Genomic DNA, 15071 nt, shown 5'->3' with positions numbered 1-15071 from the left:
CATCACGCGGCCGATATCGACAGCGCGCCCGAATGTGATACGCGAAAGGATCAGATCGCCGCGACTCACCCCCACAACAGCCGGTTGCCGCCATGTTTCGTGACTTCTCGCCCCAGAGCCTCTTCATGGGCCTGCTGATCGCCTTCGTCGGCTTCGCCAGTTCCTTCGCCGTCGTGTTGCACGGCCTGACCGGAGTCGGCGCCAGCGAAGCACAGGCTGCCTCCGGGCTGATGGCGTTGTCGATCTCCATGGGCGTCTGCGCGATTGTCATCAGCGCCATCACGCGGCTGCCGGTCAGCATCGCCTGGTCGACGCCGGGTGCCGCACTGCTCGCGAGCGCGGGCGTCGTCGAAGGCGGCTTCAACGCTGCCGTCGGCGCCTTCCTCGTCTGTGGGCTGCTCGTCGTCGTCGCCGGCCTCTGGAAACCGCTCGGCCGCCTGGTTTCGGGCATTCCTGCCCCGCTCGCCAATGCCATGCTCGCGGGGGTGTTGCTCAGCCTCTGCTTCGCGCCGGTCAAGGCGATCGCCTTCAATCCGCTTCTCGGCTTGCCGATCCTCATCGCCTGGGCGGTCGTCGGCAGCGTCAACAAGCTCTATGCGGTGCCGGCCGCGCTCGTCGCTTTCGTACTCGTCATCGCCTTCGGCGTCGAAGTCCCGGCGGGCGCCTTCTCTACCCTGTCCTCGGCGCTGGTGCCGACCGTCGAGTTCGTGACCCCACAGTTCAATGTCGCAGCCATGGTCAGCATTGCGCTGCCGCTCTTCATCGTCACCATGGCCTCGCAGAACATCCCCGGCATCGCGGTGTTGAAGGTCAACGACTATCACCCCGCCCCCGGGCCGCTGTTTGCGACCACCGGCCTCTTTTCCATGCTGAGCGCGCCGTTCGGCGGCCACGCGGTCAATCTGGCGGCGATCACCGCCGCCATGTGCGCCGGAAGCGATTCCCATCCCGATCGCAACCGACGCTACTGGTCGGCGATCAATGCCGGCGCCTTCTACATTCTCTTCGGGCTGCTTGCCGGCGCCGTCACCACCTTCGTCAGCCTTGCGCCTTCCATCCTGATCGAGGCGGTGGCCGGCCTCGCGCTCGTCGGCGCCTTCGCCAGTTCCGCCATGGCCGCCTTCACCGAGGCAAAGACACGCGAGGCGGCCGCCATCACCTTTCTGGTGACGGCATCGGGCGTCAGTTTCGCCGGTGTTTCCGGGGCCTTCTGGGGTCTGATTGCCGGTGGGCTGATGCTGGCGCTTGCGCGTCTTACCCAGAAAAAGGCCTGAACCCGCGGCAAAGCTTGCATTTCAAGCCGATCTCGTCTATGCACCGCCCCGTCCGCGTAGACACCCTTGGAGGCAACGCGGATGAAGCCCATGTGGCTTCGGTTCATCCGCCATGTCGGATGAGCTCTCCAGATTTAGACATAGAAAGGTCTACCCATGAGCCACGCAACTTACGAGCTCAAGGCCGAGACGCGCGAACGGGTTGGTAAGGGGTCCTCCCGTGAACTTCGTCGCAACGGTCTTATCCCGGCTGTCATCTACGGTGACAAGCAGGCCCCCCTTTCCATCGCACTCTCCACCAAGGAAGTGACGATGAAGATCCACGCCGGCGGTTTCATGACCACCGTCGCGGTCATCGACGTCAACGGCGAAAAGATCCGCGTCCTGCCGAAGGACTACCAGCTGGATCCGGTCCGTGACTTCACCATGCATGTCGACTTCCTGCGCGTCTCCAAGGACAGCCAGGTTACCGTTGAAGTTCCGGTTCACTTCGAAAACGAAGAGAAGTCCCCGGGCCTGAAGGCTGGCGGCGTTCTGAACATCGTTCGCCACGAAGTCGAACTCAACGTTTCGGCCAACGACATTCCGGAATTCCTCAGCGTCGATCTCTCCGGCCTCAAGGTCGGCGATGCCGTTCACATTTCCAACATCAAGCTGCCGAAGGGCGCGACCCCGGTTATCACCGACCGCGACTTCACCATTGCAACGATCGTTGCTCCGGCCGGTGGCGTGAAGGAAGAAGCCGAAGGCGAAGCAGAAGCCTGATTGGCTTTTGGGTGACTGGCGAAAAGCCAGTCCCGCTGCACTTCATCGAGAGCCCGTCCCATTCGTTTGGGGCGGGCTTTTTGCATTGGTCCACAGGCCTCTCGCCACACAGCGCCGGCATCGCGTCTCATCATTTATCACGAAGCGATTTCAGCAACATTTAAGGTTTTGATGATGTTCTTCTGTCGGGGAAACTGGGGCTCAGACTGAAGAGAATCCGAAATGAAATGCGTGGCAGCACCTTCCAAGGCGTGCATCCGATGATGCATTCCGTGGAGAACCGATTTATTGCGATTGTCTGTGGCGCAATGCTCGTTTTCATTGCCCCTCTGCTCGTTCTCTTCCTGAGTATATCCAGCGACCGCATCGCACGCGAGCGGATTCACAACATCGAACTGCTGATGGCCGCAAGCGCCGAGGCGCTGGGCAAACCCATCTGGGACTTCGACAGCGACGGCATAAAGCACATCGCCCGATCGCTGATAAACGGCACCGATATCCTCTCTGTCACCGTCCGCGACCAGACCGGCTCGATCCTCGCCCAGATGCCGCTCGGCGGCGCTGTGCCCGGCACCAAGGACCGGATCCTCAGCCTGCCCATTTCCTATCAGTCCATGGATGGGATGAAGGAGATCGGTCGCATCGAGGTGAGAGTGCCGACGCCCGGCCTTCTGTCGCAATTCAGCAAGGACGAGCTGGCGATCCTCGCCATCCTGCTCTTCGCCGTCGCAATCGTCTTCGCCGCAGCCCTCGTCGGCAATCGCTTCACGGTGATGCGCCCGCTGATGCGCCTGACAGCGGCGATCGAGGCGACGCGCCGGCTCGGCTCACGCCACCGGGTCGACTGGACCTCCGACGACGAAATGGGCGCGCTTGCCGCCAATTTCAACGAGATGCAGGACCGGCTCGAGCGCGAAGAGACCGAACTGAAGAATGCGCACGAACGCGTCACCGATATCTACAACCTGACGCCCGCGATGCTGTTCTCGCTCGACGTCGACGGACGCCTGCTCGCCGTCAGCGACTACTGGCTGCTGGCGACCGGTTACGATCGGGACGACGTCATCGGCCGCGACTTCGTCGATTTCATCGATCAGCACTGGCACGAAACCTATCGCAGCCATGCCAAAACGATCGCGGTCGGCGACCATGAGATCCGGGAGGTCACCGTTCCTTTCCGCAAGACGGATAGCCAGCTGATGACGGTGCTGATCCAGGAGACGAAGGCGACCGGTGAAGGCAGCCTGTCGCTCTCCGTCATGACCGATGTCACGGCGCTGAAGCAGGCGGAAAGCCGCAACCACACCCAGGCGATCACCGACCACCTCACCGGCCTGCTCAACCGCCAGGGGTTCGAAGCGGCACTCGACGACGCGATCCAGCAGGCCGACGAATGCGGCATGCAGCTTGGCTGCCTGTTCATCGATCTCGACCGCTTCAAATGGATCAACGACAATTTCGGCCATGCGGCCGGCGACGAAGTGTTGCGCCACACGGTCGAGCTCATCCGTGACGCGCTGAGCCCCGGCGACATCATGGCCCGCCTCGGCGGAGACGAATTCGCCATCCTGATTTCCGACCGGGACGCGGCTGCGCTCGCAAGCGAGATCGGCGAACGCATCGTTTCGGCACTGCGCGAGCCGATGCCGATTGCCGGCAACGAACTGCTCGTCAGCGCCAGCGTCGGCATCTCGGTCTACCCGGCCCATGCGGAAAACGCCTCCGACCTCCTGCTCAAGGCGGATATGGCCATGTATGCGCGCAAGCACGATGGCAAGAACGGCCTGCAGCTGTTTGACGCCAGCATGCTCGACGCTTCCCGCGAGCGCCATGAGATCGAACAGTGCATCGAGGCTGGGCTGAAGGACGACCACTTCGAGGCCTGGCTGCAGCCGATCGTCAGCCTTGCCGACGGACAGATCGCCGGCTTCGAGGCGCTGATGCGCCTCAACCACCCGGAAAAGGGCCTGATGCCGCCCGGCAAGATCATCGGCATTGCCGAGGAAACCGGCACGATCGCCCGCATAGGCGACCACATCCTCGAAAAGGCGATCCGCCATCTGGCTGCGATCTCCGAGCTGGACGGCACGCAGAACACCTACCTAGCCGTCAATTTCTCGCCGCTGCAATTCGAGCTGACGCTGCCGCACAAGCTCGCCGCACTGCTCCTGAAGCACCATATTTCGCCAAGCCGGATCGTCGTCGAGATCACCGAAGCCGTCCTCATGCTCGACAATCCGGAAGTGCACGCGGTGCTGAAGCAACTGAACGAATTCGGCTGCCGGATCGCGCTCGACGATTTCGGCACCGGCTATTCATCGCTGAGCTACCTCAACCGTTTCCCGGTCGATATCGTCAAGGTCGACCAGTCCTTCACCCGTTCGCTGAGTTCCGGCACCGCCGACATCCGCCGCAAGAGCCGCATGCTGATCAAGGGCATCCGCACGATCTCGCACCAGATGGGCTGCACCGTCGTTGCCGAAGGCATCGAGACGAAGGAGCAGTGGCAGCTGCTGCGCAAGCTGGGTGTCGATTGCGGCCAGGGCTATCTCTTCAGCCGGCCGATGCAGATCGACAGCATGCTGAAGATGCTGGAAAGCGACTCGGAGGCAAAGACGGCGGCGGTGGCAGACAGGCGGGCATGATGTTCGCTGCCAGCGGTCGCGCTCTCCCATGGAGGTTCGGGACGCGGCAGCACCGCACGGATACCGCAAGGCATGCAGCAAAAGGAGGAAAGCACGTGAAGGCGCTGGTCCCAATATTTTTCCTCGGTCTCTTCACGACCGCTGAGGCACAGACGATCAAGTTCGTCACCGAGGAGTACCCCCCTTACAATTTTTCGACCGAGAACGGTCCGAGCGGTGCTGCGGTAGACCAGGTCAAGCGGATCATGGAGCGGCTGAAACAGCCTTACACGATCGAGGTTCTGCCCTGGGCGCGGGCCTTCATGCTGGCCGAAACCGATCCTGCCTATTGCGTTTTCACCACCGGCCACGACGCCGAACGCGACAAGAAGTTTCTATGGGTCGAACCTCTGCTGGTCGATCATATGGTTATGGTTCGCCACGCCGGCTCAAACATAGCACCGGCTTCGCTGGAAGCAGCACGTCAGTACACCGTAGGCACCCAGCGCGAGGATTTTTCCGCAACCTATCTCAGGGACCACGACTTTCCGAAGATCGACTATGCCGCAAACCTCGATTCGAGCGTGAAGAAGCTGATCGCCGGACGCGTCGATCTGCTGATGACGTCAGAGAAAACCTTCCAGAGCATGCGGGCCGAGGGCAAACCGGTCGAGGCGGCGCTGGTGCTTGAAGGCAAGCTCTACGGCATCGCCTGCCACCGCGATGTATCGCGGGCAACCGTCGCCGCGATGCAGCGCGAACTGGACCGGTTGGTCGGCAACGGCACCCAGGACGAAATCTTCAAGCACTACGGCCTCACGCCAAATGCCAGCCTGCGCGCCGAGAAATAAGCGTTGACTTCCCCCGGGCACGATGATTTTGGATGGCCCCACCCCGAAATCATCGACGCGTGACGACATGCTGATCATCGTAGGGCTTGGCAATCCAGGTTCGAAATACGCCACCAACCGGCACAATATCGGCTTCATGGCGGTCGACGTCATTCACCGCCGGCACGGCTTTTCTTCCTGGTCGAAGAAATTCAAGGCCGAGATCGCCGAAGGCGAGATCGGCGGCGAACGCGTGCTCCTGATGAAGCCGCAGACCTTCATGAACCTCTCCGGCGAAGCGGTCGGTGAGGCCATGCGCTTCTACAAGCTGCAGCCAAAGGACATCACCGTCATCTATGACGAACTCGACCTGCCGGCCGCCAAGGCGCGGCTCAAGGTCGGCGGCGGCCATGGCGGCCACAACGGCATCAAGTCGATCGATGCCCATTGCGGCAAGGAGTATCGCCGCCTGCGCCTGGGCATCGGCCATCCCGGCGTCAAGGACCTCGTTCACGCCCACGTTCTCGGCGATTTCGCCAAGGCCGACCAAGCCTGGCTGATACCGCTGCTCGACGCCATCGCCGACAATGCCGACATGCTGGTGCGCGGCGAGGATTCCCAGCTTCTGAACAAGATCGCGCTCGCGACCGGCGGCAAGCCGGAAGCGGACAAGCCCGAAACCCCGAAGAAGCAGGGCGCGCAATCGCACATCCACCAGGCGCGCAATTCCGCCCAGCCAAAGAAGCTGCCGGCAACCGGCCCGATGGCCGACATGCTGAAGAAGATGTTCGGTTCGAAGGGCGACTAGCTTCCCGTTTCCGGAGCGAGCGCTAGTTTTCGCTCAGGTCGGCTTTGAAGACCGGCCTGGAGCACGCCCTATGAGCCACCCGGTGATTGACTGGCTTCTCGCTTCGGATCCTTCGATCCGCTGGCAAGTGATGCGTGACCTGCTGGATGCCCCGGAACCTGTGTGGAGGGCCGAGCGAGCCAAGGTGGAGACCGAAGGCTGGGGCGCCAGACTGCTTTCGCATCAGGACGACGACGGCCAATGGGCGGGCGGCGCCTTTATTCCGGCTGGTTTTGACGCGCGCGAGTGGTCCGAGCGCGGTCAGCCCTGGACGGCCACGTGCTTTTCGCTGTCGCAGCTCCGGGAATTCGGCCTCGACCCATCATCGGATCGGGCCAGGCAAACCGTTGAACTGATCGGCGCCAACGCCCGCTGGGACGAAGGCGGCCAGCCCTATTGGCAAGGCGAGGTCGAGGAGTGCATCAACGGGCGAACCGTGGCTGACGGCGCCTATTTCGGCGTCGACATCGCACCCATCGTCGAAAGGCTCGTTGGCGAACGGCAGCCCGATGGTGGCTGGAACTGCGAGCGGGCGAACGGTTCAGTTTGCTCGTCCTTTGCAAGCACCATCAATGTGCTCGAAGGATTGCTGGAGTTCGAAAGGGCGACCGGCGGCACACCGCAGTCCAAGGCGGCGCGGGAGGGTGGTGAGGACTATCTCCTCAAGCGCCACCTCTTCCGCCGCCTGAGCACCGGCGAACCGGCGAGCAATCGGTTTCTTTGCCTCTGCCACCCGAACCGCTGGCACTACGACATCCTGCGCGCACTCGACTATTTCCGGCAATCGGTGCTCCGGACCGCCGCCGCGCCCGACCCGCGCCTCGGCGAAGCGATCGATCACCTTTCTGCGCGACGCCTGGACAACGGCACCTGGCCGCTCGACTGGAGCCCCGCCGGACGGGTGTGGTTCGATGTCGACGACGGAGCCGACGTACCGTCGCGGTGGGTGACACTCAAGGCGATGCGCGTGCTCAAATGGTGGAATGCGTCCTCACCGGTGAGCAAGGCGCCCTGACGTCTTCCGCATCAAACGGATAGCCGCGAACCAGAAAGAGACCCGAACGCCTAGGCGGCCCTATGCGCTGCCAGAAAAATCCGCACCGCCTCGGCCGCATGGGCCTGCAGAACCTCCGGCGCCGGAATGGCGCCGTCGCCGAGCAGCATGGCATCATTTACCGGTCCACCCATGACGAGCCAGTTGAAGAAGCCGCCAGCGACCTGCACATCCCTCACCCGGATGTCGCCCTTCTCGCTATAGCGCTTGAAGGCGACGGCAAGCCGCCTGATCGAGCGCATCGGCCCGCGCTCGTGCAGGGCTTCGCCAAGCTGCGGAAAGCGCTCGACCTCGGCAATCACCAGGCGCCGCACCTGCATCAGCCGCGGCGTCATCACGATCGCCAGCAGCTGGGTGGCATAGTCGAGCAGAAATTCTTCGATCGGCTCATCGCCATCCGGGTCGGCGACCTGCTCCTGGAACTCATCGCCGGCGCCGCCCGTCATGCTGCGCACGACCTCCAGAAACAACGCCTCCTTGCTCTGGAAATGGGAATAGACGGTTTGCTTCGACACTTCCGCGGTCGCCGCGATCTCATCCATGTTCGTGCCGAGAAAGCCGTGTTTCAGGAAGAGATCGCTTGCCGCCGCCACGATCCCCTTGCGGGTACGCTCCATGCGCGTCTTTGCGCCGTTGCTCAATTCTGCCCCTCCGCCTTGCTGCACGTCACAAATCATCTGCCCCACACAATAGGCCAGTCGGATGGACAAATCAAACTGGACGGTACAGTCTAGTTAGTGAGACGATATCGGGAGAGGGCCATGGTGAAACCACAAGCAAGAATTCGGATTGCCGCCTGTCGCTGCGGTCAGGTTGCCTTTGAAGCCGTCGGCGAGCCGATTGTCGGCGCCGCCTGCTATTGCAGCAGCTGCCGCACCGCCGGCGAGCGCTTCGAGGCCCTGCCCGAAGCGTCGCCTGTGCTGGAAGCCGACGGTTCGACGCGCTTCGCGCTCTACCGGAAGGACAGGATCCGCTGCATCAGGGGCAGCGAGCTTTTGCGCGAGCATCGGTTGACACCCGAGGCGCCGACGCGAAGGGTGATCGCGAGTTGCTGCAACGCCGCCATGTTCCTCGAATTCAAAGACGGCCACTGGTTGAGCGTCTACAATCAGCGTTTCGCCCCGGACGAACAGCCGCCGCTCGAAATGCGGACCATGACGAAAGATCGCAAGGCAGGCGTCGAGTTCAACGACACACTGCCGAGTTACAAGACGCATTCGGGCCGCTTCATGTGGCGGCTTTTGACCGCCTGGGCGGCCATGGGATTCAAGGCGCCCAGGATCGACTATGTGAAAGGTGAGGCCAATGGCATCTCAGGCTGAGAAGATCGAGATCGAAAACATCGTCTCGCCCGGCCACAAATACCGTGTCGACCGGGTAAAGTACGAGGCAATGCGCGAAGCCCTGCTCGCGGTCCTGCCGGTCACACCGGGGCTGACCGTCGCGGAAGCGAAGGAGCGGCTATTGCCGTTGTTGCCGCAGGACCTTTTCCCCGAGGGTGCAAAGGCCGGCTGGTGGCTGAAGGCGGTTCAGCTCGATCTCGAAGCCAAGGGCACGATCAAGCGGGAAGCAAGCAAGCCGCTTCGTCTACATAAGAAAACATAAAGCGAACCGGCGACCCCCGCCATCCTTCGTGCCGACCGCTCGCTATTCCTCGGGTTCGGTGGTGAAGAGCAGCGGAAAACCCGCTTCCTTGGCAAGATCGGTCGCCGCCTTGGCCTTGGTTTCCGCAATGTCGCGCACACAGACGACGACCACCGAAGTGCCCATCTTGTGCGCCGTCATCATCACGCGGTAGCCGGCCTCCTCGCTCATATGGAACACGGCCTTGAGCACGCCGACGACGAACTCGCGCGGCGTATAATCGTCATTGAGCAACATAACCTTGTAAAGCTTCGGCCGTTCGAGCTTCGGCTTGACCTTCACTTTGACTTTTCTGGCAACCTCGTTGTCACTCATCGGAACCACCCCGTTGATGACAGAAAGAACGGAAATTCCTTAAACCAGAACCGATTTAGGGACAAAATCGTGAAGCAGATCTAAATGTTACAGCGACCTTAGTGCGTCTCAAGAGACGTGCGGCGCCGTATGCGCACGCACTATCCTACGGGCGGGCGCACCGATCAAGCAAAAGCAGGGGCGGCAGTCACGTCGGTCAGTTGGCCGGCCAGTGCCCGACGAACATCGACGCCGCCTCGTCATAGGAGCGGGCGTGCTCCAGTGCCGCCTCGGGCGTCTGCTTGCGTGCAAGAAGCGCATGATAGAAGCAATGCACGAAGAGCGGCGCATCGGCCCCTTCGGGCGAACCATCGGGGGCGACATAGAGGGCTGCGCCACCCGCCCCGACAAAGGCATCGCCGTACGCCGTGCCGCCGGTCTCGCAGCAGGTGCTGAGAACGATCTTGCCGCCGAGCCTGGCATGCTCGGCAACGACTGAAGGCGGCAGGCTACCGTCGACCAGCATCGATGTGTCGATGCCTTCGCAGTATTCTCCGAAGACGAAACCATTTTCGTCGCCGTGACCGCAGATGACCACATGCTGATGCACGAGTTCGCCGCCGGCGATCAAGGTCAGGAAGTCCGCGGGTGTCCCCGGCAGATGCAGCGTGACGACGGCGCCAAGGCTCTCCAGCATGGAACGGATCAGCAGGGCTTCAAGCGTGTCGCCGATATCGACGACCGCCACCGGCACGCGCGGGAACATGAATTTCTGATCGATCAATGTGGGCTCCTCAGATTTTTCGCCGCGACGGGCCGGCGGATTTCTGAGGGCATATGCGGGCCCAAATACCGCGCGTTCAACGGCGCAAGCCCCTTATTTACCGTGAACGGGGTGTCCACCCTTGACCAGGAAGCGCCCTTCCCGCATAGCCACGCCAACGGAATTTAAGGATACGGACGAGACCCCATGGGCTTCAAATGCGGTATTGTCGGGCTGCCGAACGTCGGCAAGTCCACGCTCTTCAACGCACTCACCAAGACGGCGGCCGCTCAGGCGGCCAACTATCCCTTCTGCACCATCGAGCCGAACACCGGCGAAGTGGCGGTGCCGGACCCGCGCATGCGCAAGCTTGCCGACATTGCCAAGTCGAAGGAAATCATCCCGACGCGCATCTCCTTCGTCGACATCGCCGGCCTCGTGCGTGGCGCGTCGAAGGGCGAAGGCCTCGGCAATCAGTTCCTCGCCAACATCCGCGAAGTGGATGCTGTCGTGCATGTGCTGCGCTGCTTCGAGGATGATGACATCACCCACGTCGAAGGCCGCATCCACCCGGTCGCAGATGCCGAGACGATCGAGACCGAGCTGATGCTCGCCGACCTCGACAGCCTTGAGCGCCGCACCGAGCAGACCCGCAAGCGCGCCGGCGGCAAGGACAAGGACTCCATGGCGCAGCTTCCGATCATGGAAGCCTCGCTGAAGCTGCTGCAGGACGGCAAGCCGGTACGCACGCTGCTTGCCAAGCTCGATGCCGAAGAACTGCGCATTCTGCAGAGCCTCAACCTCCTGACCGCCCATCCGGTGCTCTACGTCTGCAACGTCGCGGAAAGCGATGCGGTCGACGGCAACGAACACACCCGCGCGGTTGCCGAAATGGCAAAGGCGCAGGGGGCCGAAAGCGTCGTGATCTCGGCGGCGATCGAATCCGAAGTGGCACAGCTGCCGGAAGAAGAATCCAAGGAGTTCCTGAGCGCGCTCGGCCTAGAAGAAGCCGGTCTCGACCGTCTGATCCGCGCCGGCTACAAGCTGCTCGACCTCATCACCTACTTCACCGTCGGCCCCAAGGAAACCCGCGCCTGGACGATCCAGCGCGGCACCAAGGCACCGCAGGCGGCCGGCGTCATCCACACCGACTTCGAGCGCGGATTCATCCGTGCCAACACGATCGCCTACGAGGATTACATCACGCTCGGCGGCGAAGTGGGCGCCAAGGAAGCCGGCAAGGCGCGCGACGAAGGCAAGGAATACGTCGTCCAGGACGGCGACGTCATCCACTTCCGCTTCAACACGTAAGACGTGGCGCGGCGATCTTGCGTAGCAGGCGCAAGATCAAAGAGACAAGGTGCGCTGCAACGGTGCAGCGCACGCAGAGAACTCGGTATCACGGCGCGGCATGCAACCGCGCCGTTATCGTTTGCGGTAGCAGGTCCATGACCATGCGGCGCAACCGCTGCCAGAAGATGCCGATGAAGAGTACGGTCACGCCGACCACCGCGAAGGCGACGAAGACGTAGCTGTCGAGCGACGCGCCGGTCTGGCTCAGCATCGTCCACACCGCGCCCCCGAGCGACACCAGCCCCGACGTGACGAACGCACGCCGGTCGATGACCAGCCCGACCAGCATGAAGGCCGCAACGATCAGGATCGCGGCAACCGCTTGGCCGAAGCCGGCCTGACCGTCCCACCAGGTGCTGCCACCGTTCGACAGGAAAACCAGGCCCATCAGTGCGTAGAGCAATGCCGGTGCTGCGGCCAGGTGCAGCCAGAATGCCGTATCGGAGCGCGCGGTCTCACGCTGTGGATCGGAAACGTCGTAGCGCATGGCGGCCGCAAAAAGGCCCAAGGCTCCAACAAGAACGGTGAGCGCGAGAAGCATGAAATGGTCTTCGTTGGCAAGGTCGATCCCCAAGATCTTCTCGAGGGCAAGAAGGATCGCGACCACGCAGACGAGTGCGATCGATACCATCAATCCGGCCAGCGCCAGTGGCACACGATAGCGCCAGTAGAACAGGCCCAGCGGGATCGGGAACGCCGATAGGTAGGCGAGTGCAAAGATCAGCGGTTTCCAGGCATCCTCCTGCTCGCTCACGAACATCAGCGACGTCGTTCCGACCCAATGCACGAGCGCGACCGTCAGCGCCACCGACGGCAGTGCCAGCCGCTGGCGTCGCACCAGGATTTCGGCAAGAACGAGAATGACCGGCAGCGTTGCGAACGGACCACCCAGACCCCAAAGGCCGATCAGCACGACAATGACGCCGATGGTGATCAGGATATCGTGAAATCCCCGCACGAACCGCGGCTGCTCGCTGTCTTCGGCTGCACGCGCATCAAGCGCAGCGTCATGTCGCTCCGCGGCGGCATCCGGCGCCGTCGGCCCGAAGATCATGCCGCGGTCCGCAAGATAGGCTTCCAGATCTCTCACCTGGTTCGCTGAGATGATCCCTTTTTCGGCAGCGCCTGCGAGCGCTCTGTTCAGTTCGGTCACGAATGCTCCTCGATCAAGCGCCGGCGGATGCGGCAGCTAGACAGGTGGTTGCATGAACGTCCGGCATGCGCAACCTGGAAATTCAGCCCGCGCTGCCTCGCAACAGATCCGCTCAAATGGATTCCGCTTCGATAAATTATGCAGTAGGTAGACGGCAGCAAATCAGACGGGACAACTCAAGCATGCTGTATTTCGAGGATTTTTCCGAAGGGCGCCGTTTCGACTACACGCCGGTCGAGATGAAGCCGGCGGAGATGATCGCCTTCGCCAGTGAGTTCGACCAGCAGCCGATGCATCTCGATGAGGAAGCGGGAAAACGCAGCATTCTTGGCGGCCTTGCCGCGTCCGGCTGGCACACCAGCGCCGTCGGCATGCGCATGATGCTCGACGCCTTCATGGGCAATTCGACGTCTCAAGGGTCGCCCGGCATCGACTTCATGGACTGGAGGAAGCCGGTCATCGCCGGCGATATCCTCAATGGCTTCAGCCTCGTGCTCGAGGCGCGGCGGTCGAATTCGAAGCCCGATCTCGGCATCGTCAAATTCCGCAACGAAATCACCAACCAGGCGGGTGAGCCCGTGGCGGTCTCCGAATGCACCGTTCTCTTTCGCTGCCGCGAGAAGGGGCAAGCCTGATGATGACGATGGAAGAATTTTACGCCGCCAGGGCCAGGACCGCCATCGGCAGCCTGACCTTCACGGCCGAAGACATCATCCGCTTCGCCCGCGACTTCGACCCGCAGCCTTTTCATCTCGATGAGGAAGCGGCACGGCATTCGCTGTTCGGCGGGCTTTGCGCATCGGGCTGGCATACCAGCGCCGGATGGATGCAATGCTTCGTCCGCTTCTGGAGGAACGAGCAGCGCCGGCTCGCCGCCGAGGGTCTGCGTGCGCCGAACCTCGGCCCCTCGCCCGGTTTTCGCGATCTCAAATGGTTGAAGCCGGTCTATGCCGGCGACACGGTCACCTATTTCGTGACCTTCCTCGAAAGCCGCTCGCTCACCTCGAAACCCGGCTGGCGGATCAACACGATCCTGTGCGAAGGCGACAACCAGCACGGCGAGGCGGTGATCCGCTTTGAGAGCAAGGTAATCGAGTTCGTGTAGCAACGAGCGCCGCCTTCGGGCGACGCACCTCCAGAGACATCTTAATTCCAGCGCGGTTTGCGCGTAAAATCAGCACCAGACAAAGCGCGGTGCCGACTGTCACTTACCCCGTGCGGGATGCCCGCCTTGCATCAAGGAAACGGGAGTGTTGGCCATGGAAAAAACCCATGTCTGTGAACTGGCGGACGCCTATCTGCGTCTTGGCGGCCATCGCCGTGTCGTGATCGACGATAACGAGACATCCGTCAGAAGTTGGGAAGACGAGCCTCCGGAAGCCGAACAGTTTTGGCAAAAGGAAGTAGAGACACTGCCACCCGCCACACAGCGTGAAGTTCAGCTGATGTTGCGGACGATCAATCGCCTCTGAAGCGATCGAAAATGATCCGGTGCGGAACGCGCGGATTTCGATCCGCAATGCCGCTATCGCCCGTCAGGATCAGTGGCCTTCGAATTCGATCAGCGTGCGGACATTGACGCCGAGCGCTTCGAGCTTCTTGCGTCCACCGAGATCGGGGAGATCGATGACGAAGCAGGCGGCGACGATATCGGCGCCCATCTGCTTCAGAAGCTTGGTGGCCGCTTCCGCCGTCCCGCCGGTCGCAATCAGATCGTCGACGAGAATCACCTTCTCGCCCGGCTTGATGGCGTCCTTGTGCATCTCCATTTCGTCGACGCCGTATTCCAGGCTGTAGGCGATGCGCACGGTGTCGTGCGGCAGCTTGCCCTTCTTGCGGATCGGAACGAAGCCGGAAGAAAGCTGGTGTGCAATCGCGCCACCGAGGATGAAACCGCGCGCTTCGATGCCGGCGATCTTGTCGATCTTGGTACCGGCGTAGGGATGCACCAGCTCATCGATCGCACGGCGGAATGCGCGCGGATTGCCGAGCAGCGTGGTGATATCGCGAAACATCACGCCCGGCTTCGGATAATCAGGAATGTTCCGGATGGCGGAGATCAGTTCCGATTGAACGGTGGTCATGGGCAAAAGGGCCTTTGCGTCTCTTGTTACCGCAAACCCATAACACCATCGGCCTCTTTGTCTATAACGGTTTCTTCTCGCGTCGTCGGCGGGAACAATTGGCCGCCCTTGGGGGTTGATGCTACTCTAATCGTGCGGTCGCCCGACCGGCGCGCCGCGCTCTCGCATCAAACTTTAGACAGGGAAGGAAGCACCATGCGCCTGTTTGAATGCGGTTCCCTCGTCCCGGGTTGCGAATGGCACACGCGCGCCGACAACGATGCCGAAATCGTGCGCCGCGCCGTCGAGCACATGCGCGAAACGCACGGCGAGACGGTTATTCGCGAAAACATGATCGACAACATCAAGGCCCGGATCACCGACGAATCCAAGGCGGCGTAGCCGTC

Annotated in this window: 18 protein-coding genes; 13 read left to right on the top strand and 5 right to left on the bottom strand. The window is 62.0% G+C overall.

The genetic code is table 11. The features are described from left to right. Positions 1-92: 92 nt before the first annotated feature. The 6 genes from ASE60_RS22400 to ASE60_RS22375 all read left to right on the top strand — a co-directional run bounded on the left by ASE60_RS22400 (position 93) and on the right by ASE60_RS22375 (position 7355). The gene (locus ASE60_RS22400) at positions 93-1274 is read left to right on the top strand and encodes a benzoate/H(+) symporter BenE family transporter (protein ID WP_057253126.1); all 1182 of its coding nucleotides are present in this window, start codon (positions 93-95) and stop codon (positions 1272-1274) included. Between the two features lie 156 nt (positions 1275-1430). Then, positions 1431-2039, top strand: a complete 609-nt coding sequence (locus tag ASE60_RS22395; RefSeq protein WP_057253124.1) for a 50S ribosomal protein L25/general stress protein Ctc — start codon at positions 1431-1433, stop codon at positions 2037-2039. Positions 2040-2299: 260 nt separating this feature from the next. Further along, positions 2300-4684 (top strand): bifunctional diguanylate cyclase/phosphodiesterase, encoded by a 2385-nt coding sequence (locus ASE60_RS22390; RefSeq protein WP_057254337.1) that lies wholly within the window; start codon positions 2300-2302, stop codon positions 4682-4684. Positions 4685-4779: 95 nt separating this feature from the next. Continuing rightward, entirely contained in the window at positions 4780-5514 is a 735-nt protein-coding gene (locus tag ASE60_RS22385; protein ID WP_057253122.1) for a transporter substrate-binding domain-containing protein, read from the top strand. Between the two features lie 67 nt (positions 5515-5581). After that, a complete protein-coding gene (gene pth, locus ASE60_RS22380) occupies positions 5582-6301 on the top strand; it encodes an aminoacyl-tRNA hydrolase (RefSeq protein ID WP_057254334.1) in 720 nt (239 codons plus the stop codon). Between the two features lie 70 nt (positions 6302-6371). Then, a complete protein-coding gene (locus ASE60_RS22375; protein ID WP_057253120.1) occupies positions 6372-7355 on the top strand; it encodes a hypothetical protein in 984 nt (327 codons plus the stop codon). A 50-nt stretch (positions 7356-7405) separates the two neighbouring features. Here ASE60_RS22375 and ASE60_RS22370 read toward each other — a convergent pair whose 3' ends face one another. Continuing rightward, entirely contained in the window at positions 7406-8035 is a 630-nt protein-coding gene (locus ASE60_RS22370) for a TetR/AcrR family transcriptional regulator (RefSeq protein ID WP_234793134.1), read from the bottom strand. A gap of 120 nt (positions 8036-8155) precedes the next feature. Between ASE60_RS22370 and ASE60_RS22365 the strand changes: the two genes are divergently transcribed. Continuing rightward, on the top strand, positions 8156-8716 hold the full coding sequence (locus tag ASE60_RS22365) for a hypothetical protein (protein ID WP_057253118.1): 561 nt from the start codon (positions 8156-8158) through the stop codon (positions 8714-8716). Then, positions 8700-8999 (top strand): hypothetical protein, encoded by a 300-nt coding sequence (locus ASE60_RS22360; RefSeq protein ID WP_057253116.1) that lies wholly within the window; start codon positions 8700-8702, stop codon positions 8997-8999. Before ASE60_RS22365 ends, ASE60_RS22360 begins: the two co-directional genes overlap by 17 nt. A 42-nt stretch (positions 9000-9041) precedes the next feature. On the opposite strand, the gene clpS is transcribed toward ASE60_RS22360, so the two are convergent. Continuing rightward, complete coding sequence (gene clpS / locus ASE60_RS22355) at positions 9042-9353, bottom strand: ATP-dependent Clp protease adapter ClpS (protein WP_057253114.1); 312 nt, start codon at positions 9351-9353, stop codon at positions 9042-9044. A 196-nt stretch (positions 9354-9549) separates the two neighbouring features. Beyond that, entirely contained in the window at positions 9550-10116 is a 567-nt protein-coding gene (locus tag ASE60_RS22350; RefSeq protein ID WP_057253113.1) for a hypothetical protein, read from the bottom strand. Between the two features lie 186 nt (positions 10117-10302). Between ASE60_RS22350 and ychF the strand changes: the two genes are divergently transcribed. Next, positions 10303-11406, top strand: a complete 1104-nt coding sequence (gene ychF / locus ASE60_RS22345) for a redox-regulated ATPase YchF (RefSeq protein WP_057253112.1) — start codon at positions 10303-10305, stop codon at positions 11404-11406. Between the two features lie 88 nt (positions 11407-11494). On the opposite strand, the gene ASE60_RS22340 is transcribed toward ychF, so the two are convergent. Further along, positions 11495-12601 (bottom strand): hypothetical protein, encoded by a 1107-nt coding sequence (locus ASE60_RS22340; RefSeq protein ID WP_244495683.1) that lies wholly within the window; start codon positions 12599-12601, stop codon positions 11495-11497. Between the two features lie 182 nt (positions 12602-12783). Here ASE60_RS22340 and ASE60_RS22335 point away from each other — a divergent pair, with 182 nt between their 5' ends. The 3 genes from ASE60_RS22335 (at position 12784) to ASE60_RS22325 (ending at position 14073) form a co-directional block, all read left to right on the top strand. Continuing rightward, positions 12784-13236 (top strand): MaoC family dehydratase, encoded by a 453-nt coding sequence (locus ASE60_RS22335; RefSeq protein WP_057253110.1) that lies wholly within the window; start codon positions 12784-12786, stop codon positions 13234-13236. Continuing rightward, a complete protein-coding gene (locus ASE60_RS22330; RefSeq protein ID WP_082616006.1) occupies positions 13236-13706 on the top strand; it encodes a MaoC family dehydratase in 471 nt (156 codons plus the stop codon). The genes ASE60_RS22335 and ASE60_RS22330 overlap by 1 nt, the downstream gene beginning before the upstream one ends. Before the next feature lie 154 nt (positions 13707-13860). Beyond that, positions 13861-14073, top strand: a complete 213-nt coding sequence (locus ASE60_RS22325) for a hypothetical protein (protein WP_057253108.1) — start codon at positions 13861-13863, stop codon at positions 14071-14073. Between the two features lie 69 nt (positions 14074-14142). On the opposite strand, the gene ASE60_RS22320 is transcribed toward ASE60_RS22325, so the two are convergent. Further along, a complete protein-coding gene (locus tag ASE60_RS22320) occupies positions 14143-14685 on the bottom strand; it encodes an adenine phosphoribosyltransferase (protein WP_057253106.1) in 543 nt (180 codons plus the stop codon). A gap of 195 nt (positions 14686-14880) precedes the next feature. Here ASE60_RS22320 and ASE60_RS22315 point away from each other — a divergent pair, with 195 nt between their 5' ends. After that, entirely contained in the window at positions 14881-15066 is a 186-nt protein-coding gene (locus ASE60_RS22315; protein ID WP_057253104.1) for a DUF1059 domain-containing protein, read from the top strand. Positions 15067-15071: the final 5 nt, after the last annotated feature.

The sequence above is a fragment of the Ensifer sp. Root278 genome, from assembly GCF_001429285.1.
Taxonomy (GTDB): Bacteria; Pseudomonadota; Alphaproteobacteria; order Rhizobiales; family Rhizobiaceae; genus Ensifer.
Note: the sequence above shows the minus strand (reverse complement) of the source record. Positions and strands in the feature narration are given on the sequence as shown.